This window comes from Rhizobium sp. RHZ02 (assembly GCF_014851575.1).
Taxonomy (GTDB): Bacteria; Pseudomonadota; Alphaproteobacteria; order Rhizobiales; family Rhizobiaceae; genus Rhizobium; species Rhizobium altiplani.
Genome location: NZ_JACUZX010000008.1, coordinates 203,629 through 221,105, shown reverse-complemented (window position 1 = coordinate 221,105; position 17,477 = coordinate 203,629). Strand labels below are relative to the sequence as shown.

General features: G+C 59.8%; 15 protein-coding genes and 1 other RNA gene. 8 read left to right on the top strand and 8 right to left on the bottom strand.

The features are described 5' to 3' along the window. Positions 1-189 precede the first annotated feature (189 nt). From IB244_RS15415 to IB244_RS15395, 5 genes are all read right to left on the bottom strand, one after another. Positions 190-1,716, bottom strand: coding sequence for an aldehyde dehydrogenase family protein (locus tag IB244_RS15415; protein WP_192304717.1), 1,527 nt, complete (start codon positions 1,714-1,716; stop codon positions 190-192). Then, positions 1,710-2,489 (bottom strand): enoyl-CoA hydratase/isomerase family protein, encoded by a 780-nt coding sequence (locus IB244_RS15410; RefSeq protein ID WP_113471808.1) that lies wholly within the window; start codon positions 2,487-2,489, stop codon positions 1,710-1,712. The genes IB244_RS15415 and IB244_RS15410 overlap by 7 nt, the downstream gene beginning before the upstream one ends. After that, positions 2,482-4,095 (bottom strand): acyl CoA:acetate/3-ketoacid CoA transferase, encoded by a 1,614-nt coding sequence (locus IB244_RS15405; RefSeq protein ID WP_192304715.1) that lies wholly within the window; start codon positions 4,093-4,095, stop codon positions 2,482-2,484. The genes IB244_RS15410 and IB244_RS15405 overlap by 8 nt, the downstream gene beginning before the upstream one ends. An 88-nt stretch (positions 4,096-4,183) precedes the next feature. Continuing rightward, on the bottom strand, positions 4,184-5,233 hold the full coding sequence (locus IB244_RS15400) for a LacI family DNA-binding transcriptional regulator (RefSeq protein WP_018858375.1): 1,050 nt from the start codon (positions 5,231-5,233) through the stop codon (positions 4,184-4,186). A gap of 546 nt (positions 5,234-5,779) precedes the next feature. Beyond that, positions 5,780-6,574 (bottom strand): thymidylate synthase, encoded by a 795-nt coding sequence (locus IB244_RS15395; RefSeq protein WP_018858374.1) that lies wholly within the window; start codon positions 6,572-6,574, stop codon positions 5,780-5,782. 332 nt (positions 6,575-6,906) lie between these two features. On the opposite strand from IB244_RS15395, the gene IB244_RS15390 reads away from it, so the two are divergent. The 7 genes from IB244_RS15390 (at position 6,907) to IB244_RS15365 (ending at position 9,939) form a co-directional block, all read left to right on the top strand. Further along, complete coding sequence (locus IB244_RS15390; RefSeq protein WP_245267979.1) at positions 6,907-7,437, top strand: methyltransferase domain-containing protein; 531 nt, start codon at positions 6,907-6,909, stop codon at positions 7,435-7,437. A gap of 152 nt (positions 7,438-7,589) precedes the next feature. Next, entirely contained in the window at positions 7,590-7,901 is a 312-nt protein-coding gene (locus tag IB244_RS32210) for a hypothetical protein (protein WP_246733638.1), read from the top strand. Continuing rightward, positions 7,895-8,317, top strand: coding sequence for a hypothetical protein (locus IB244_RS32205; RefSeq protein ID WP_245267977.1), 423 nt, complete (start codon positions 7,895-7,897; stop codon positions 8,315-8,317). The genes IB244_RS32210 and IB244_RS32205 overlap by 7 nt, the downstream gene beginning before the upstream one ends. A gap of 55 nt (positions 8,318-8,372) precedes the next feature. Beyond that, positions 8,373-8,741, top strand: a transfer-messenger RNA (tmRNA) gene (ssrA, locus tag IB244_RS15380). 127 nt (positions 8,742-8,868) lie between these two features. After that, positions 8,869-9,378 (top strand): SspB family protein, encoded by a 510-nt coding sequence (locus IB244_RS15375; RefSeq protein ID WP_018858372.1) that lies wholly within the window; start codon positions 8,869-8,871, stop codon positions 9,376-9,378. Between the two features lie 50 nt (positions 9,379-9,428). Continuing rightward, entirely contained in the window at positions 9,429-9,623 is a 195-nt protein-coding gene (locus tag IB244_RS15370; protein WP_018858371.1) for a DUF4169 family protein, read from the top strand. A 97-nt stretch (positions 9,624-9,720) separates the two neighbouring features. Further along, entirely contained in the window at positions 9,721-9,939 is a 219-nt protein-coding gene (locus IB244_RS15365) for a ribbon-helix-helix domain-containing protein (protein ID WP_018858370.1), read from the top strand. Positions 9,940-9,995: 56 nt separating this feature from the next. Here the strand turns inward: IB244_RS15365 and IB244_RS15360 are convergent, their stop codons facing one another. From IB244_RS15360 to IB244_RS15350, 3 genes are all read right to left on the bottom strand, one after another. Beyond that, the gene (locus tag IB244_RS15360) at positions 9,996-13,730 is read right to left on the bottom strand and encodes an AsmA-like C-terminal region-containing protein (protein WP_018858369.1); all 3,735 of its coding nucleotides are present in this window, start codon (positions 13,728-13,730) and stop codon (positions 9,996-9,998) included. Positions 13,731-13,911: 181 nt separating this feature from the next. Further along, positions 13,912-15,324 carry an FAD-binding oxidoreductase gene (locus IB244_RS15355; RefSeq protein WP_113471810.1) on the bottom strand — a complete coding sequence of 471 codons (1,413 nt, stop codon included), beginning with the start codon at positions 15,322-15,324 and terminating at the stop codon, positions 13,912-13,914. 106 nt (positions 15,325-15,430) lie between these two features. Then, complete coding sequence (locus IB244_RS15350) at positions 15,431-16,465, bottom strand: aldo/keto reductase (RefSeq protein WP_192304713.1); 1,035 nt, start codon at positions 16,463-16,465, stop codon at positions 15,431-15,433. Between the two features lie 96 nt (positions 16,466-16,561). Between IB244_RS15350 and IB244_RS15345 the strand changes: the two genes are divergently transcribed. Further along, positions 16,562-17,464 (top strand): LysR family transcriptional regulator, encoded by a 903-nt coding sequence (locus IB244_RS15345; RefSeq protein ID WP_113471812.1) that lies wholly within the window; start codon positions 16,562-16,564, stop codon positions 17,462-17,464. Positions 17,465-17,477: the final 13 nt, after the last annotated feature.

The following is a 17,477-nucleotide window of genomic DNA, read 5'->3' as shown; positions in this document are numbered from 1 at the left end:
ACCAGTGCAGCATCTGCACTTCCTTCACATCCGCAGCCTTGGCAGCACCCAAGCCCGCAACACTCATCGTCACCAACGCTGTCGTCAGCAAAAACTTGCGCATCGTTTCCTCCCGGTTTGCAAGTTCGAAGGTGCGGGACCATTCCCGCACCGATTACCCGCCCTCCTCGGGCGTAGTCTCGTTGCCGGTTATCCCAGCGTTTCCCTCTTCGGCATCCACCAGTTTGTCCGGGCGCCGATATGCATGTTGAGCGTCTTGGTCTCGGTGTAATCCTCCACCGCATGGCGGCCGAGTTCGCGGCCGAGGCCGGATTGCTTGTATCCTCCGAACGGCAGCTCGGAGGCGCCGTCCATGAAGGTGTTCATCCAGACCGTCCCTGCCCTGACCTTCCGACCGATCGTCAGGCAGGTGTCGAAGTCACGGCTCCAGACGCCAGCGGAAAGGCCGTAGTCTATGGAGTTGGCGATCGCGATCGCCTCACTGGTGGTTTCGAACGTGAGGACGGACAGCACCGGTCCGAAGACTTCCTCGCGCGCAACCGCCATGCCTGGCGTGACAGCTTCGAGGATCGTCGGCGCCATGTATTGCCCCATGCCCAAGTCGAGCTTTTCGCCGCCATGCGCCACCTGCGCACCGCTGCTCGTCGCACTGGCCACGTAACCGGCAATCTTTTCCAGATGCTGCGGCGTGATGATCGCGCCCACTTGCGTTGTCGGATCGAGCGGATCGCCAACCTTGACGTCCTTGGCGAGTTCGGCGACGCGCTTGACCACATCGGAAGCGATGCTCTTGTGCAGGATAAGGCGCGAGCCCGCATTGCAGCACTCGCCGGCATTGAAATAGGCGCCGAAGACGGCCGCGTCGATGAACGCATCGAGATCCGCATCCGGGAATACAATCTGCGGGTTCTTGCCGCCCAGTTCCAGCGAGACCTTCTTCAGCGTCTGCGCGGCATTCGTCATGGTGAGCTTGCCGACGCCGGTTGAGCCGGTGAACGACACCATGTCGACCTCAGGATGGGACGTCATGATCGCGCCGACCTCTGGTCCCGTGCCGGTGACAATGTTGACGACGCTATCGGGCACGCCTGCTTCCTGAAGGATTTCGCCAAGAACCAGCGTCGAGCCCGAGGTCAGTTCGGATGGCTTGACGACCGTGGTGCAGCCCGCCGCCAACGCAAAGGGAAGCTTCTGGCCGACGATCAGGAAGGGGAAGTTCCAGGGAGTGATGATCGATACGACGCCGATCGCCTCACGCAGGACAACGCCCAGCGTGCCGTCTCCAAGCGTGTTGTAACTTTCGCCATGAAGATCGCGGGCGAGCGCCGCTGCGTATCGCCAAATGTCGACCGAACCGGCGATTTCGCCGCGCACCTGGGAGATCGGCTTGCCGGCCTCGATCGCGTCCAGGTAGGCGAGTTCGTCCGCACGGGCTGAGATCAGGTCGGCAGCCTTGAGCAAGATGGCGGAACGTTCGGATGCCGTCATTCTGGGCCAGGGACCCGTGTCAAACGCCTTGCGGGCGGCTTTGATGGCGCGCTCGGCATCGGCTTTGCTTCCCGCCGGAAAGCGGCTCACGACGACGCCATGGCTTGGCGCCACGCGCTCGATCGGCTGGCCGGAGCCGGCCTCCCACTTGCCATCGACCAGCATCTTGAAGTCGCGGGCCTTGTGATCGCTAAGCGCCTTGGGAGTAACCAGAACCGTCATTACCATTCTCCTTTAAAGTGTGCAGGGCGTTTTTCGGTGAACGAAGCCACCCCCTCATTGAGGTCGCCGGTCTTCGCAACGAGGATCGAGCCCAGCGCCTCGACGGCCGTGCCATTGTCCTCGCCGTTCGCGGAGGCAATCATCAGCTTGACCACTTCAAGAGCAGCCGGCCCCCTCATCGCGATGCGGGCCGCATATTCCTTGGCCGCTTCCACGGCATTACCGGTCGATGTCACCACATCGACGATGCTAAGCGCGCGGGCTTCCTCGGCGGTGAAGATCTCACCGCCCAGCGCCATGCGCCTGACCACCTGCGCGCCGAAGCGCTTCACAAGACGCTGCGTGCCCGACCAGCCGGGAACCATGCCGAGGCCTGTTTCCGGAAGTCCGATCTTGATGTGCTCTTCGGCAATGCGAATGTCGGCGACGCCGGCAAGCTCCAGCCCACCGCCGAGCGCATGGCCGTTCAAGGCCGCGATCAGAGGCATTCTGAGGGTCGCAAGTCTTTCGAAGATGCGATGTCCGTGGCGTACCCAGGCATGACCAAACTCCTGTGGCCGCATGCCGCCCCAGGCCTTGATGTCGCCGCCCGCTGAGAAGCCCTTGCCTTCGCCTGTCAGGATCGCCACACGAACGTCGCCGTTAGCCTCGACGTCATCGGCGGCATCTGCGAGCGCCTTGAGCATGTCGAGATCAAGCGCATTCAGCTTTTCCGGACGAGATACCGTCATGATCGCGATGTGATCTTCGACGTGGATCTTGACCGTGCCGCTAGCCATTGAACGTGCCCTCCAGGACGCGGGCGCTCTTCTTCGGTAGAGTCAGGCCGATGTTTGCTTCACCAAAGAGTTTCGCATCCATGACCTTGAGGTCCTCTGCTATGATGAGCGAGAACTCGGACTGATCGAGGATATGGGCCTGCAGGTCGACACCCGGCGCAATCTCCGTGAGAACAATGCCTTTAGGCGTCAGCCTCATCACGCATCGTTCGGTGACATAAGTGATGTCCTGGCCCTGCTCGATCGCCCGCTTGCCGGAGAAGGTGACATGCTCGACCTCGTTGACGAGCTTCTTCAACTTGCCTTCCTTCTCGATCACGAGCTTGCCGTCGACGATCGCGAGCATTGCGCCGGCATTGAACATCCCCGAGAAGACGATCTTCTTCGCACGCGCCGTGATATCGACGAAGCCGCCGGCACCCGCGGTGACGTGGGGACGGAACGACAACTTCGAAACGTTCACCGAGCCATCACGGCCGATCTCGAGGAAGGAGAGCAACGAGGCGTCGAAGCCGGCGCCCTGGAAATAGGTGAACTGGTATGGCGAGGGCATATAGGCGTCGGCGTTGGATGCACAGCCGAACGCGAAGTCCAGCAACGGGACACCGCCGACGGCACCCTGTTCGATGACCCAGGTGACGGAGCCGTGCAGCCCTTCCTCAAGGAGGATGCGCGGCACGTTGGCGGAAATGCCGAAGCCCAGATTGACGCAGCTGCCTGCCTGCAACTCTTGGGCAACGCGGCGCGCGATGACCTTCTGGATGTTGAATTCCGGAACGCGGAAGCTCTCCAACGGGCGAAAGATCTCGCCTGAGATAGCCGGATCGTAGAGCGTCTGAGTGGTCTGCTTCTGGTCCGGATCGACGATCACGTAATCGACGAGCATACCGGGGACGCGCACGTCATGCGGCTTCAGCGAACCTTCCTTGGTGATCCGCTTGACCTGAGCGATGACGATGCCGCCATTGTTGCGGGCAGCAAGCGCCTGGTCGAGACCGCCGAGATAGGCACCCTCGTGTTCATAAGTCAGGTTGCCGCGCTCGTCCGCGGTCGTCGCGCGGATGATGACGACCTGCGGCACGATCGACGGGAAGAACAGGTAGTCGTCGCCTTCGAACGAGACGCGCTTGACCACCGGGTCCTGGGCAGCGAGGTCGTTCATCGCGCAACCCTGCCTCTTTGAATCCACGAACGTGTCGATGCCCACCTTTGTCAGGACACCCGGGCGTTTGGCGGCAGCCTCCCGGTGAATATCGAACATGATGCCCGAGGGAATGTTGTAGGCCGGAATTTCGTTGTTCGTGATCATTTGCCAGATCAGCGGCGGCTCCGCACTGGATGGTCCCGACGGATAGGAGCCGCCGATGATACATTTGAGCAGGCCCTTCTTGGCGATATAGTCCACACCCCTGATACCGCTCATGTCGCCCGCCGCGATGGGATGCAGCGTCGTGATATCGCGCGGATGACCGGTGCTATCGAAGCGCTCGCCGATCGCCTTCAGCATCAGGTCGGGGCAACCGAGGCCGCTCGACGACGATACGGAGACAACCGCTCCGTCGGGGATCAGTGCTGCGGCTTCCGTCGGGGTAATGTGCTTGCTCATCTGATTACTCAAAGCCCTGTTTCGATTTTCACGGCCGAGCCGCTTTTCGCCGCCTCGACAACGGCGGGACCCGTCGCCAGCGACCAACTCATGCCTGCCTCCTGTTGGAACCGCCTGCCAGGTTTGCTCCACAGGTCTCCCGGACCACGAGCCGGACAGAGGAGACGATCGACTCCGCTTCCGCCCTACCCGCGCTGATCTGCTTCAGAAGCAGTTGCGCGGCGCGCCTGCCCATTCCCTGCGGATCCACCGAGATCGTCGTCAGCGCCGGAACGGCGGCCTTTGCCTCGATGACGTCATCGAAGCCGACCACTGCAAAGTCACGTCCAGGCTCGAGGCGCTGGGCGCGAAGCCCGTCGCACACACCGAACGCGACTGCGTCGTTGAAACACACAGCGGCAGTGGGAGCGGCAGCGATTGCCAGCGCTCGGCCGATCGCATCGACACCACCAGCTCTCGAGGGGGCGGAAGGCAGGATAAGATCTTCGTCAAGCTCAAGGCCGCAAGCCGCTATTGCGCCGCGATAGCCGTCGATGCGCTCGTCGAAGACCGCCGTATCACTAAAGCCGCCGATGAATGCGATCCGGCGGTGGCCAAGCGAAGCGAGATGCTGCACGCCAGCAGATATTCCCTCGCGATTGTCCGAAACGACGGACGAGACCTTAGCTCCCGGAACGTTGCGGACAGCCACGACGACGGGAATGCCAGCGGCGACCAGCGGCTTCAGGTCAGCGGCTTCGGTCGCACGGGCGGGCGACATGATCAGCCCTGAAATCCCATGCTCGCGCATGGAGGCGATAACTTCCCGCTGTCGGTCCAGGTTCTCGCTGGTATTGGACAGGAACTGGACGAATCCCGCGGACTGGACGACCATGTCCACACCAACGGCGAGTTCCGCGAAGAACCCGTTGGTCAGATCGTTGACCACCACGCCGATAATTTTCGACTTCGAACCGGATTGGCGCAGATTGGCGGCTCCGCGATTGTACACGTAGCCAAGCTCGCGCATCACCGCATTGACCTTCGCTCTCGTGCCGTCGTTCACCAGGGACGATCCTTGCAAGACAAGCGAAACGGTCGACTTGGAGACGCCCGCCGCCTTCGCAATATCGATGACGGTGACCCGCCCTTTTGTCATGAGATCCTCCAATGGCCTTAGCCACGGCGCCCAAATAATTGGAACGTTCCAATTTTGTCAAGTGGCAATTCCGCATTTCTTGCGGGAAAAGCAATCGCCATACAGGAATTACGCCTCTGCGCTTCGGAATATCTAAGCCACGGAAAATACATCAATATCATCTACGGCGCTTGCTTGTTCGCAAGAAATTGGGTCGGTGTCGATCTAGAATATTTTGGAACGATCTAAGTTAAACCAACCGGAGGTCGCGCATCAACGCTCCCCGCTGCTGAGCAAAAGTCACGGACATGTAGTGTCGGTAGGCTGGGCAGGAAACCGGCCCAGACGGTCTTTTGGATCTCCGCGCTGAGTCCCTTTACGCTGCGCGACCACTTAGCCCGCCGCTCCCAAGCGCCGAATGGCCAGCAGTCAGTCGCCAGCGGTGAAGCCACCTATGGCATGCGTCAAAAATCCATGGTGAGATCGGCCGCTGGTAGGCCTGAGCTCGTGGAAGCCGTGATAGACAGCGCTGCGCCAACCGGAACTCGCCGCGTCAGAACTCCCCGATCAAACCGCGATCGGCGCCTTGATGCTGGCGTCGGCTTCGTAGCCGACCAGCTCGAAATCATCGAACTTGAAGCCGAAGATGTCCTTCACGTCGGGGTTGATCCGCATGAACGGCAATGGCTTTGGCGTGCGCGTCAGCTGCAGCTTCGCCTGCTCGAAGTGGTTGTGATACAGATGCGCATCGCCGAGCGTGTGCACGAAATCGCCGAGCTTCAGGCCCGTTACCTGCGCCACCATCATCGTCAGCAGGGCATACGAGGCAATGTTGAAGGGTACGCCAAGGAAGATGTCGGCCGAACGCTGATAGAGCTGACAGGACAGCTTCCCGTCGGCGACATAGAACTGGAACAGGCAATGGCAAGGTGGCAACGCCATGTCATCCACCTCGGCGGGGTTCCATGCCGAAACGATATGCCGGCGTGAATTCGGGTTCTTGACGATGCCCGAAACGAGATTGGAGATCTGGTCGATATGGCCGCCATCGGGAGCAGGCCAGGAACGCCACTGTGCGCCGTAGACCGGCCCAAGGTCGCCGTTTTCATCAGCCCATTCGTCCCAGATCGAGACGCCATTGTCCTTGAGGTAGCCGATATTGGTGTCGCCGCGAAGAAACCAGAGAAGCTCGTGGATGATCGAACGCAGATGCAGCTTCTTGGTCGTCAGGACCGGAAAGCCCTCCTGAAGATCGAACCGCATTTGATAGCCGAACACCGAGCGTGTGCCGGTGCCCGTTCGATCGCCACGATCGGTTCCGTGTTCCATGACATGCTTCAAGAGATCGAGATACTGCTTCATCGTCCGCCGCCGATTCCGTTCCGTACCTATTTAGGCGTTTTGCCCGTCGAAACCAATCATAGTGCGGCTATTATCCCGGCAATTCTCCGCGATACCTACCAGACGATCGGAGGCGCTTTCAGGCTACCGTCAGGTTTGCGTGTCGCCCTATGCTCAGCGCGGGGGCGCTCCACGGGTTTCAGCACTGTCAGTATATTAGCGGCAATTCACGCCGCTCTCCTTTGGGACCAACCGCTTTTTTTTGGGGGGGGAAATGATGGCAGAGAGCCCGATACGATTGCAGCTGCGAACAGAGCGGCGGGACGAAGAATTCGCCAAAGAGGATCAGCCGATTGGCGACTTCACCAGATGTCTTTGACGACATGGTCAGCCGATCCGTGCCGTATTACGAAGAAATGCAGCGGATGGTCTGTGAGTTGGCGCTGGACTTCGCCGTACCGAACACCAATCTCTACGATATCGGCTGCTCGACGGCGACGACATTGCTTACGCTCGACCGAATGATCGATCCGAACGTCACTTTCATCGGCATCGACAATGCCCCTGACATGCTGGAAAAGGCGGCAAAGAAAATCGAGCATGCAGACGCGCGGCGCCCGATCGACTTGAAAGTCGTCGATCTCCACCAGGGTCTTCACATGGAGAACGCCAGCGTCGTCACCATGCTGCTGACGCTGCAATTCATTCGCCCGCTGTTTCGCGAGCGCGTAATGAAGATGATCTTCTCCGGCCTGAACGATCAGGGCTGCCTGCTCCTCGTTGAGAAATTGACCAGCGAGGATACGGCCTTCAACCGGCTGTTCATCCAGCACTATTACGACTTCAAGCGACGAAACGGCTACTCCGAAATCGAGATCGCCTAGAAGCGCGAAGCGCTTGAAAATGTGCTCATCCCCTATCGTCTGGAAGAGAACATGCAGCTTCTGAAAGAGGTCGGCTTCCGCAGTGTCGAGGTCTTTTTCCGCTGGTACAATTTCTGCGGCATCGTGGCCGTCAAGTGAGTCTGGGCGCAGAAATGAAAACAGCCATGATCCATATCGGGAACTTCTTCTTCAAATATCGCAATCAGGTGTTCCCGCTCATAATTGTCACCTTGTTTCTGATGACGCTACCCCCCTCGGAAATCGGGGGAAGCGTTACGGCGGAGCGTGTTAAAGACGTAGTTGCACTTCTGATCCTGCTTGCCGGCTTGGCTTTGCGCGCAACCGTGATCGGCTATGCCTATATTCAGCGAGGCGGCCTGAAGAAGCGCGTCTACGCCAGCGATCTGGTGACCGAGGGGATGTTCGGGTCTGCCGCAACCCGCTCTATGTCGGAAACATGCTGATCTATGCAGCGGTCTTCTTGCTGCATGGAAATCCAATGGTCGTAGTTGTCGGCATAGCGCTCTTCATGCTCATCTACCAATGCATCGTCTACGCCGAGGAAGCATTTCTCGAAAACAAGTTTGGCGACGCCGACGTTCCGCGCTGGATGCTTCGCCTTGGCAATTTTGCGCCGGCAACGCAAGGGATGGTGTTCAATGCGAAACGCGTCATCGCGAAGGACTATTCGACTGTTTCCGCCGCGCTTCTGGCCGTTCTCCTGATCGAGATCTACCGGGTCGCCAGCGCAGCCAATGCGCTGTCTCTCCCCTATCTATCTCTTCTTGTCTTCTTCATGGCCGTCGTGGGCGCTGCGACCGGTATGGTGAGTCTGCTCAAGAAGCGCGGTGTTTTCAATGAGGCAACGGCCGTCTGCTAGAGCACGGGCGAAATTCCTGCAGTCCCGCTCACTACGAAACGGTTTTGTGACAACACCTCTTCCCAACCGAGGCGGAAAACACTATATCAGCCATGCCGGTCCTCGGGCCGGCTATGGCGATAAATGAGCGGTGTAATAAACCTATTGGACCCGGGGGCGGTACCCGGCGCCTCCACCAAAAACCGGCGGCTTGCAACAAGATGGCCGGCTTTTGATGGGGGCGAAACAGGATCGACAAGGGTGTAAAGATCGTCTTTTTGCTCGGCATTGTACCGCCGTTATCGGGCTAAAATTGTAGTTGCAAACGACAACTATGCGGAAGCTCGTCTCGCTGCTTAATCGCGGTGTGACACTTCAAATAAAGCCCTAGTGGTTCGCACCTCTAGGCGGGGTCCGAAGGCACCTGGCAACAGAAGCCTTCACCTTCTCCCTTGCGCGCAAATCATGTATGGTTTGGTCAAGCATGACTCGGCTCAGGCCTTTTCCAGGGCGTCTTGGCATGCCATACAGCCTTGGGAAACGAGTCCGAACCAAAAGAAAGACAGGAAAGCATGGGGCAGGATCACATCCGTTACGACATTCTGGCACAGGACGCGCTGCGTGGCGTCATCCGCAAGGTTTTGTCTGAAGTTGCCGCGACGGGCCGCCTGCCGGGCGAGCATCATTTCTTCATTACCTTTCTGACCGGCGCCCCTGGTGTTCGCATCTCGCAGCACCTGAAGGCGAAGTATCCGGAACAGATGACTATCGTCATCCAGCACCAGTTCTGGGAACTGAAGATCACGGAGACCACTTTCGAGATCGGCCTTTCCTTCTCGGATGTTCCGGAAAAGCTCTTCATTCCGTTCAACGCCATCCGCGGCTTCTATGACCCGTCCGTGAACTTCGAGCTGGAATTCGACGTGCCTCTCGCTGACAGCGAAGAGCTTCCCGCCGCTGAAATCACCGCCTATCCGGTTGCGTCCGAGAAGTCCGAGGAAACGCCCGCCGCCAAAGCCGATGGCGAGGAAAAGAAACCCGGCTCGGTCGTCTCGCTCGACGCCTTCCGAAAGAAGCAGTAAAACCAAGGGAAGCAACTGCTTCCCTTTTTCAATTCCGATCGAGGCCAACCGTGACCGCCGAAGTCGTCAATCTCCGCCAGTTCAAAAAGAAACAGGCCCGCGCCGACAAGGCGAGGCAGGCGGAGCAAAACCGTATCTCCTTTGGCCGCACCAAGGCCGAGAAGCAGCTGACGAAGGCGCTCAATGAGAAGGCCGAACGCTCTCATCAGCAAGGCCGGATAGAGAAATCTGAAGACGACAAATGAGCGCCCCGAGAAACGCAAAAGATTCCGGGATCAATCAGTTGGCAGGCTTTCTGGAATCAACGTGTCAGCGGCTCGAACCGAATTCTGAAGCCTTGCGATGATCCGCAAGCACTCGGCTACTCTACACGGACACCGCACCAGCTTCTCGTTGGAAGACGAGTTCTGGACCGAGTTGAACATAATCGCCAAAGCGCGCGCCATCCCACTCGCAGCCTTGATTTCCGACATAGACGATCAGCGACAGCCGGAGAGCAACCTCTCGTCAGCGCTGCGCGTCTATGTCCTTCATTGGCTGAAATCCGAGAGCGCGGGCTAGTTCGCCTCGAAGGCTACCGCGCGTGAGGATACCCACATACCGCGATCGCAAACACACTACTGCGGCACCTGCACGCCCGGCAACCCCGGCACCGTTTCGAAATTGAGTGAGTTCTCCGGGGGCACGGTAAGCTGCTCCTGTGCCCGTCGCGCCGCCTCTGCGGCCGCTTTTGCGTCCTCCGCCGCCTTTGCCTTGGCGCGCGCTTCGGCTTCAGCGTCAGCCTTTGCTTTCGCTTCCGCTGCCTGCCTATCGCGCTCGGCCTGCGCGGCCAAAGCTCTCAGGCGCTGCTCTTCCGCCTGCCGTTGCGCCTCGAAGGCTGCGGCCTTCTGGCGCTCGATATCGTTGAACTTGTAGAGAGCAACTTCACGGCGCAGTCGCTGCTTCTCCAGTACGTTGGACTGCAGGCGCTCGACGCGCCGGCGTTCGCGCTCGTAGGCGCGCAACGACAAGAAGCCGGTGATGTCCGTGACATCAATGGTTCGCCCAGGCGACGCGAGCAGTCCTGAAAAGTCGAGTCGTACCGCAGGCTCCGCACCGGGAAGCACCTCGCCACCCGGATTCAGTGCAATGTTGAGCGACGCATTGATGCGCTCCTGTGGCAGGTCGATCTGGCCGTTGCCGACGAGCTTTGCCTGGTCGGTCGTCACGCTGACGTTCTGAAAGCGCAGAACCCCATCCGTCACGTTGAACGGAATCGCAGTCGGCGGCAGCTTCGCTTCGCCGTTGTTGAGCAAGGTCTCGACGATCGGATGAACCTTGCCGGCATTCAGCTGATCCTGCATCGGATCGGTGGCGGCCAGTAATGGCGCCAGCATGCCGAGATTGAGACCACGTACGCTGATATCGCCAAGCCGAAGCTCGCCGGAGCCGTTCAAAGAACCAGCGATATCCTTCATGGACTTGCCGGAAGCCTCCATGGAGAGCCCAAGCCCGAACTTGCCGTTGGCGACCGGCGCGCCATCGCGGGGCCACACGACACCGGCCAAATCCGCATCTGCCAGCACCAGTTGCGTCTGGAAGAAGCCCGTACCGTCAGCATTGGTAAACAGCAGGCTGCCGTTGACGCTGCCGCCATCCCAACCGCCCTTGATGTCGTTCAGCTGCAATTCGTCGCCCCTGTAGGCCACGTTTGACGTGAAATCCGAAATCGCGCCGGACCAGCCAGGCCAGAATTGCTTGGCGGAGAGCTTGAGGTTGACGTCCAAATCCTTGAAGATCGGCAAGCCCAGCGCGCCGGCCGACAGGTCGCCGGTCGCCGCATCCGTCATAGGTCCGTAAACAGCTTCCCCTAGCCAGGTGGCATCGGCCTTGGATAGCGCCAATTCGCCCGTCGCCGTGGTCTTTTCCGCTTTACGGTCGACGGTCAGGGCGCCGCTGAACTCGTTGTCGGCGGCATGTCCTGCGATATCCGCAAAGGAAATCTTGTCGCCATCGATGGTCGCGTTCGTTGTCAGCTTGAACGGCAGGCCCGTACCCATTTGCGGCACAGCGATGCCGTTCATGACAAGATACGGATCAAGATCGGCACTCTCCAGGGATACTGCAAGCTGTCCGTTCATGAAGGCCTGCGGGCGAACGTCCACTTTGCCGCCAGCCGTAAACGATGTGCGGTCGGTGGCAAATGTCAGCTGGGCGTCGGCAGGATCCGTTCCTTCTGCCTGCACCTTCAGGGTCAGGCGGCCATTGGCATCGGCCTCGACCGGCAACGGATCAAGACCCGCCTGCCCAAACAGGATCGAGGTGACGCTGTTCTCAAGCGTCGCCTCAAGGCTCGTTGTGCCCTTGCCCGTCAGCGCCAGAAGATCCGACATGCGGTAGTCGAGGTTGACACGACTGCCGTTGGTCACCCCCGCCAATGTCAGTGTCAGGCCGTCGCCCTCGTCGCCTCCGAGAGTCAAAGCTCCGCGCAGTGCGGTATTCGTGTACCATGCGGCATTGCGCACAAGCCTATCCATGACCGGATGCTGCGGCAGATGCTGCTTGAGCATTGTGAAGAATGAGCCCGGATCCGCCGATTTGAAGGTGATTTCCCCAGAGCCCTTGTAATCGAGCAGCGATCCCTCGGCGCGACCGGTCGCAGTCACTTCGGCACCCGCCAGGTTCTTGATAGAAAGCTTGTCGACCGCGAGAGCCCCATCGGCAATTGCAAAGCTCGCCTCGACATCGCCCGCTTCGACGCCGAAGGCTGTAAACTTGTCGGCCTTGAGCCGTGCAGTGATCTTGTGATCGAGTACGTTGTCGCCGCCATCCTGGCCGGTGAACAGCCCTGTCAGCGCACGCAGTGCATCCAGATCGAGTGCGTCGCCGGCAAGCGCGACATCAAGCGTCGGTACCTGGTTGGCCAACGCCTGTCGGTCCATCCGACCCTTCAACGTGGCCTGTCCAACGGCGATTTCCAGGTTGTTGAACGTCTGCCGGTCATGCGTGAGGCTGACATCAGCGGAAAAGCCCGCCTGCCGCAGTTGCCGGATCGCCGGATCGACTGAGCCGGAAAGCCATGCCGCAAGGCCCGTGGGCTGATTGGAGGCCACCGTGATCTGCCCAACGAACGATGCTTGCCCCTGCAAATTGAGCTTGCCCTGGCCTTCCACCTGTGTGCGTCCCGGAAGCGTGCCGACCACGTTGTCGATGATCCAGCCCTTGCCAGCGGGTTGCACATCGAGCTGGATATCGCGGATTGTCGTGTCGCCGGCGACGATCGCCGGCAACCGAACGGTTGCCTTACCCGGCACCTGCGGTACAGGCACTTGCGAAACGATCTGAATCAGCGCGTTCAGGCGCTGCCGCGCCGATAGGCCGGGATCGCGCGTCGTCTTGCCATTCGCACCCTGATTGCCGATGCGATTGACGTCGATCTGCTGGCCGTTCGCAATCAGCAGGAATTGCGGCTGGCTTCCGGTGTCCAGGGTCGCCTCGCCCGTGACCACATAGGGATCATCGGTGGCTCCGATCTCGAGACGGTATTCCGGTATACGAATGCTCTCGTTCGTAAGCTCGAACTTGCCTTTCAGTCGCGGAGGAACATCGGTCTTGTCGGCCGCCTTGGCGTTCCGGCTCTCGATCGATGCAGATATCGCTCCCTGATAGTTCGGCCTGCGGTCGACAAGTTTCAACTCGCCATCGAGATCGACGATCACCGGTTGCTTGTCGGGCTGCAGTCGCGTGCGCATCCGCAGGATCCCGTTCTCATCAGGCTGATTGCTGGCGATCATGAAACTCCCATGTGCGCCATCCAGCGCCGCATCGCCTTCGATCCTCCACGGACCGGCAAGCGACTTAGCCGACATTTCGGCGTTCAGTCCTGTGATGCGGCGCGACCGCCCTGACTGATCGTCAATGAACTGAATATCGCCGCCAGTAACGTGGACGTTTTCGAGAACAACCGTCTTGGCCGGAATTTCGGGTTGGCTGCCACGGGTCCAATCGAGCGTGCCATCCTTCAAGAGGCGCAGCTTCACCCGCGGATTGACCACGCGCATGTCGAAGATCAACGCCTCGCCGGAAAGGAAAGGCGCGAGTTCAGCATCCATGGAGAACTGCTCGATCTGCACGATCGGCGACCCGTCGACCTCCTGTCCAACGCGCACATCATGCAGCGTCACCGAAGGGAACGGCAGAAGGCGCGCGTCCACCGCTCCGTGCACGACGACCTTTTTGCCGATAATCCGGCTCGCCTGATCCTCGAAATTCTTTCGGAAATCGGTCCAATCGATAAACAGCGGTGCCAGCAGCGCTACGAACAGCGCCACCACAATCACTCCGCCCAAAAAGACGAGGAACCGGCCTACCAACTCAACTATTCTCCATTCGGGAATCCATTGCGGACACTAGAGCATGATCCCGAAAGCTGTGAAGCAGCTTTCGGGCAACATCATGCCCTATTTAATTGATTTGGAGATGAATTCGCCTCATCGCCAGTCAATCTTCCGTAGCGTCAACCCTGCCGGCCTACAGGCTCGACGGAATCCCACTTCAGGTGCGGTGGAATATCTTGCCAGGATTGAAGATATCATCCGGATCGAGCGCCTTCTTGACCTGCCGCATCAGTTCAACCGTGCCGCCGAGCTCCTCTTCCAGGAATGCCATCTTGCCCTGGCCGATGCCGTGCTCGCCAGTGCAGGTGCCGTCCATCGCCAGAGCGCGAGCGTTGAGCCTGCCGACAAAGGCCTCGGCAGCGGCAATGCCCTCCTCGGTCTTGTCGTCGAACAACAGGAGCACATGGAAGTTTCCATCGCCTGCATGCCCGACGATCATCGCCAGCAGGCCATGTTCCTCTATATCGATCTGCGTCTCGCCGATACAATCGGCAAGACGGGAAATAGGCACGCAGACATCCGTCGAGAGCGCGGCCAATTCCGGCGCCAGCGCGCGCGATGCCCAGTAGGCATCGTGCCTTGCCTTCCAGAGCCTGCTGCGCTCCTCGGCGTTGACTGTCCATGAGAACGCGCCGCCTCCACATTCGGAGGCAATCTCGGCAAACTGTTCCGATTGCAGGGCAACGGTTTCATCCGTGCCATGAAATTCGAGGAAGAGCGTCGGCGTTTCCTCGTAGTTCAGCTTGGAATAGGCATTGCAGGCACGAATTTGCAGCGCATCGAGAAGTTCGATGCGGGCGACCGGAATGCCCATCTGGATGGTCATGATGACGGCATCGCAGGCGGCCCGAACAGTCGGAAAGGCGCAGACGCCACCGCCGATCTTCTGCGGGATGCCCTGCAGCCTCAGCGTCACCGACGTTAGTATGCCAAGCGTGCCTTCCGCGCCGACAAACAACCGGGTCATATCGTAGCCGGCTGACGACTTGCGGGCGCGTCGTGCGGTACGGATTTCTTCTCCGTTCGCAGTAACCGCGGTCACGGCAAGCACATTGTCCTTCATCGTGCCGTAACGCACGGCATTCGTTCCGGAGGCCCGCGTCGAAGTCATGCCACCGATCGAAGCGTTTGCTCCGGGATCGATGGGGAAGAATAGACCAGTGTCACGGAGATAGGTATTGAGCTCCTCCCGCGTCACCCCGGGCTCGACGGTACAATCGAGATCCTCAGCATTGACTTCAAGAACCCGGTTCATTCGACTGAAATCGATCGATATACCGCCATTCGGCGCATTGACCTGCCCTTCCAGCGACGAGCCGGTGCCGAAGCCAATGACCGGCACCTTGTGCTCGGCGCAAATCTTGACTGCAGCCTTCACATCGTCGGCACTCTCTGCAAAGAGCACGCCGTCTGGCAGCTGAGCCGGGATGTAGGTAGTAGTATGCGCGTGCTGTGCACGGAACGCCTCGCCGGTCTGGAAGCGCTCACCAAAGCTCTGTTTCAGAACAGCAAGAGCGGCGGTGATGCCTGTTTCGTTCCGTGTTCCGGATTTTGCATCTTTGAGCGCCATCTCTTTGATCTCCTTCACCTTCACACCCGGAGGCAGGTTGGTATGAGACAAGAGACGGCGCCTGTCTAGTGCATGATTACGGAGAACTGTCCCCGATCGAGCACCCTTAGACCACCGGCGGGTTTAGCCGCGCAAACGCTTCCTGCCTGCGGTATGGGAAGTAGGGATAGGGCGCGGTTACACTGCTCGCTTTGTCGAGCTTTTCCACCTGCTCCTTCGCCAATGACCAGCCGACGGCACCGAGATTCTGCCGCAGTTGCTCCTCGTTGCGCGCGCCGATAATGACGCTGGAAACAGTGGGGCGACCGATCAGCCAATTGAGCGCGATCTGCGGGACGGTCTTGCCCGTTTCCTCGGAAATCTCCAGCAGCGCATCTACGATATCATAGAGCTTCTCATCATCGACCGGCGGCCCGAATTCAGCCGTCTGGTGCAGCCGACTGCCTTCTGGCAATGGTTGGCCACGGCGGACCTTGCCGGTGAGACGGCCCCAGGCAAGCGGACTCCAGACCAACGCACCGACGCCCTGGTCGGCAGCAAGCGGCATCAGTTCCCATTCGTAATCGCGGCCGGCAAGGGAGTAGTAGACCTGATGCGCAACATAGCGCGGGTAGCCATGCCGCCCAGCAATGCCGAGCGACTTCATCAGCTGCCATCCCGCGAAATTGGAGACGCCGACATAGCGGATTTTCCCTGCCGCGATCAGCCCGTCCAGTGTTGCGAGTACCTCTTCGATCGACGTCGAAGCATCGAACGCATGGAGCTGCAACAGGTCGATATAGTCGGTCCCTAGGCGTTTCAACGCCTCGTCAGTGGAACGTATCAGGCGCGAGCGCGACGTTCCCCAATCACCCGGTCCGTCGCCCATCGGTAGCGCGATCTTGGTTGAGATCAGCACGGCGTCGCGCCGGCCGGCGATAGCCTGGCCAAGGACTTCCTCGGAGGCGCCGCCCGAATAGACATCTGCGGTGTCGAAGAGATTGACGCCCGCTTCCAGCGAAATGTCGATCAAGCGTCGAGCTTCGGCGGCGTCCGTGTTGCCCCAGGCACCGAAGAGCGGACCCGAGCCTCCGAATGTTCCCGCACCGAAGCTCAAAACCGGCACCCTGAGGCCCGATGCGCCGAGATTTCTGTATTCCATGGTCGGTCTCCTGTTGTGGACTTCAGAAGAGATAGACACTGAATCTATCGTGATATAGATTGCCGGGAGGAAAACTATCCATGAATTGAATTCATCATGAGTCGACAAGACATCAATCGCTCCGGCGAAATGGAAGTCTTCGTGCGTGCCGTCGAACTCGGCGGTTTCACGGCCGCAGCGCGTGCCTGCCGCATGACACCATCTGCCGTCAGCAAGCTTGTGGCGCGCCTTGAGGCACGCCTCGGCGCTCGCCTCGTCAACCGTTCGACCCGCAAGCTGCATCTGACGCCGGAGGGATCCGCCTTTTATGAGCGTAGCGTTTCGATCCTTGCGGACATCGCGGAGGCCGAACGCTACGCCTCCGCCGGCGAGCAGGCCGCGGGTCCCATCCGCATCAACACGAGCGCTTCCTTCGGCCATCATATCCTTGCACCGCTCGTTTCGGATTTTCTGGCGCTCAATCCCGCCGTCACCCTCGACATCTCTCATACCGATGCCATTGTCGATCTTGTCGAGGATCGCGCCGATGTGGCGATCCGCGCCGGACCGTTGAAGAGCTCTAGCCTCATTGCGCGCAAGCTTGGCTTCACCCGCAACGTCATCGTGGCATCGCCGGATTATTTGAAACGCGAAGGCGAACCGAAGTCGATCACCGATTTGAAGCGCCATCGCCGTGTCGGCTTCTCCTACGCACGCAGCGTTCAGGGCTGGCCGTTACTCGATGGCGGCGAGACCATTGGCCTGCCGATTACGCCAGGCGTCCAGGTGGGCGACGGCGAAGCGATGCGATATATGGCGCTGTCAGGTGCAGGCCTGGTCCGCCTCGCCACCTTCACCGTTCGCGCCGATATCGAGACCGGGCGACTGATTCCGGTTCTCGAGGATCTCAACCCCGGCGACATCGAGGAGTTCTACGCCGTCTACATTGGCCAGGGCGGTCCGTTGCCGGCTCGCGTGCGGGCCCTGCTCGACTTCCTGGCGGAGCGTGTCAGCCTCTGACCTCGCGAAACCG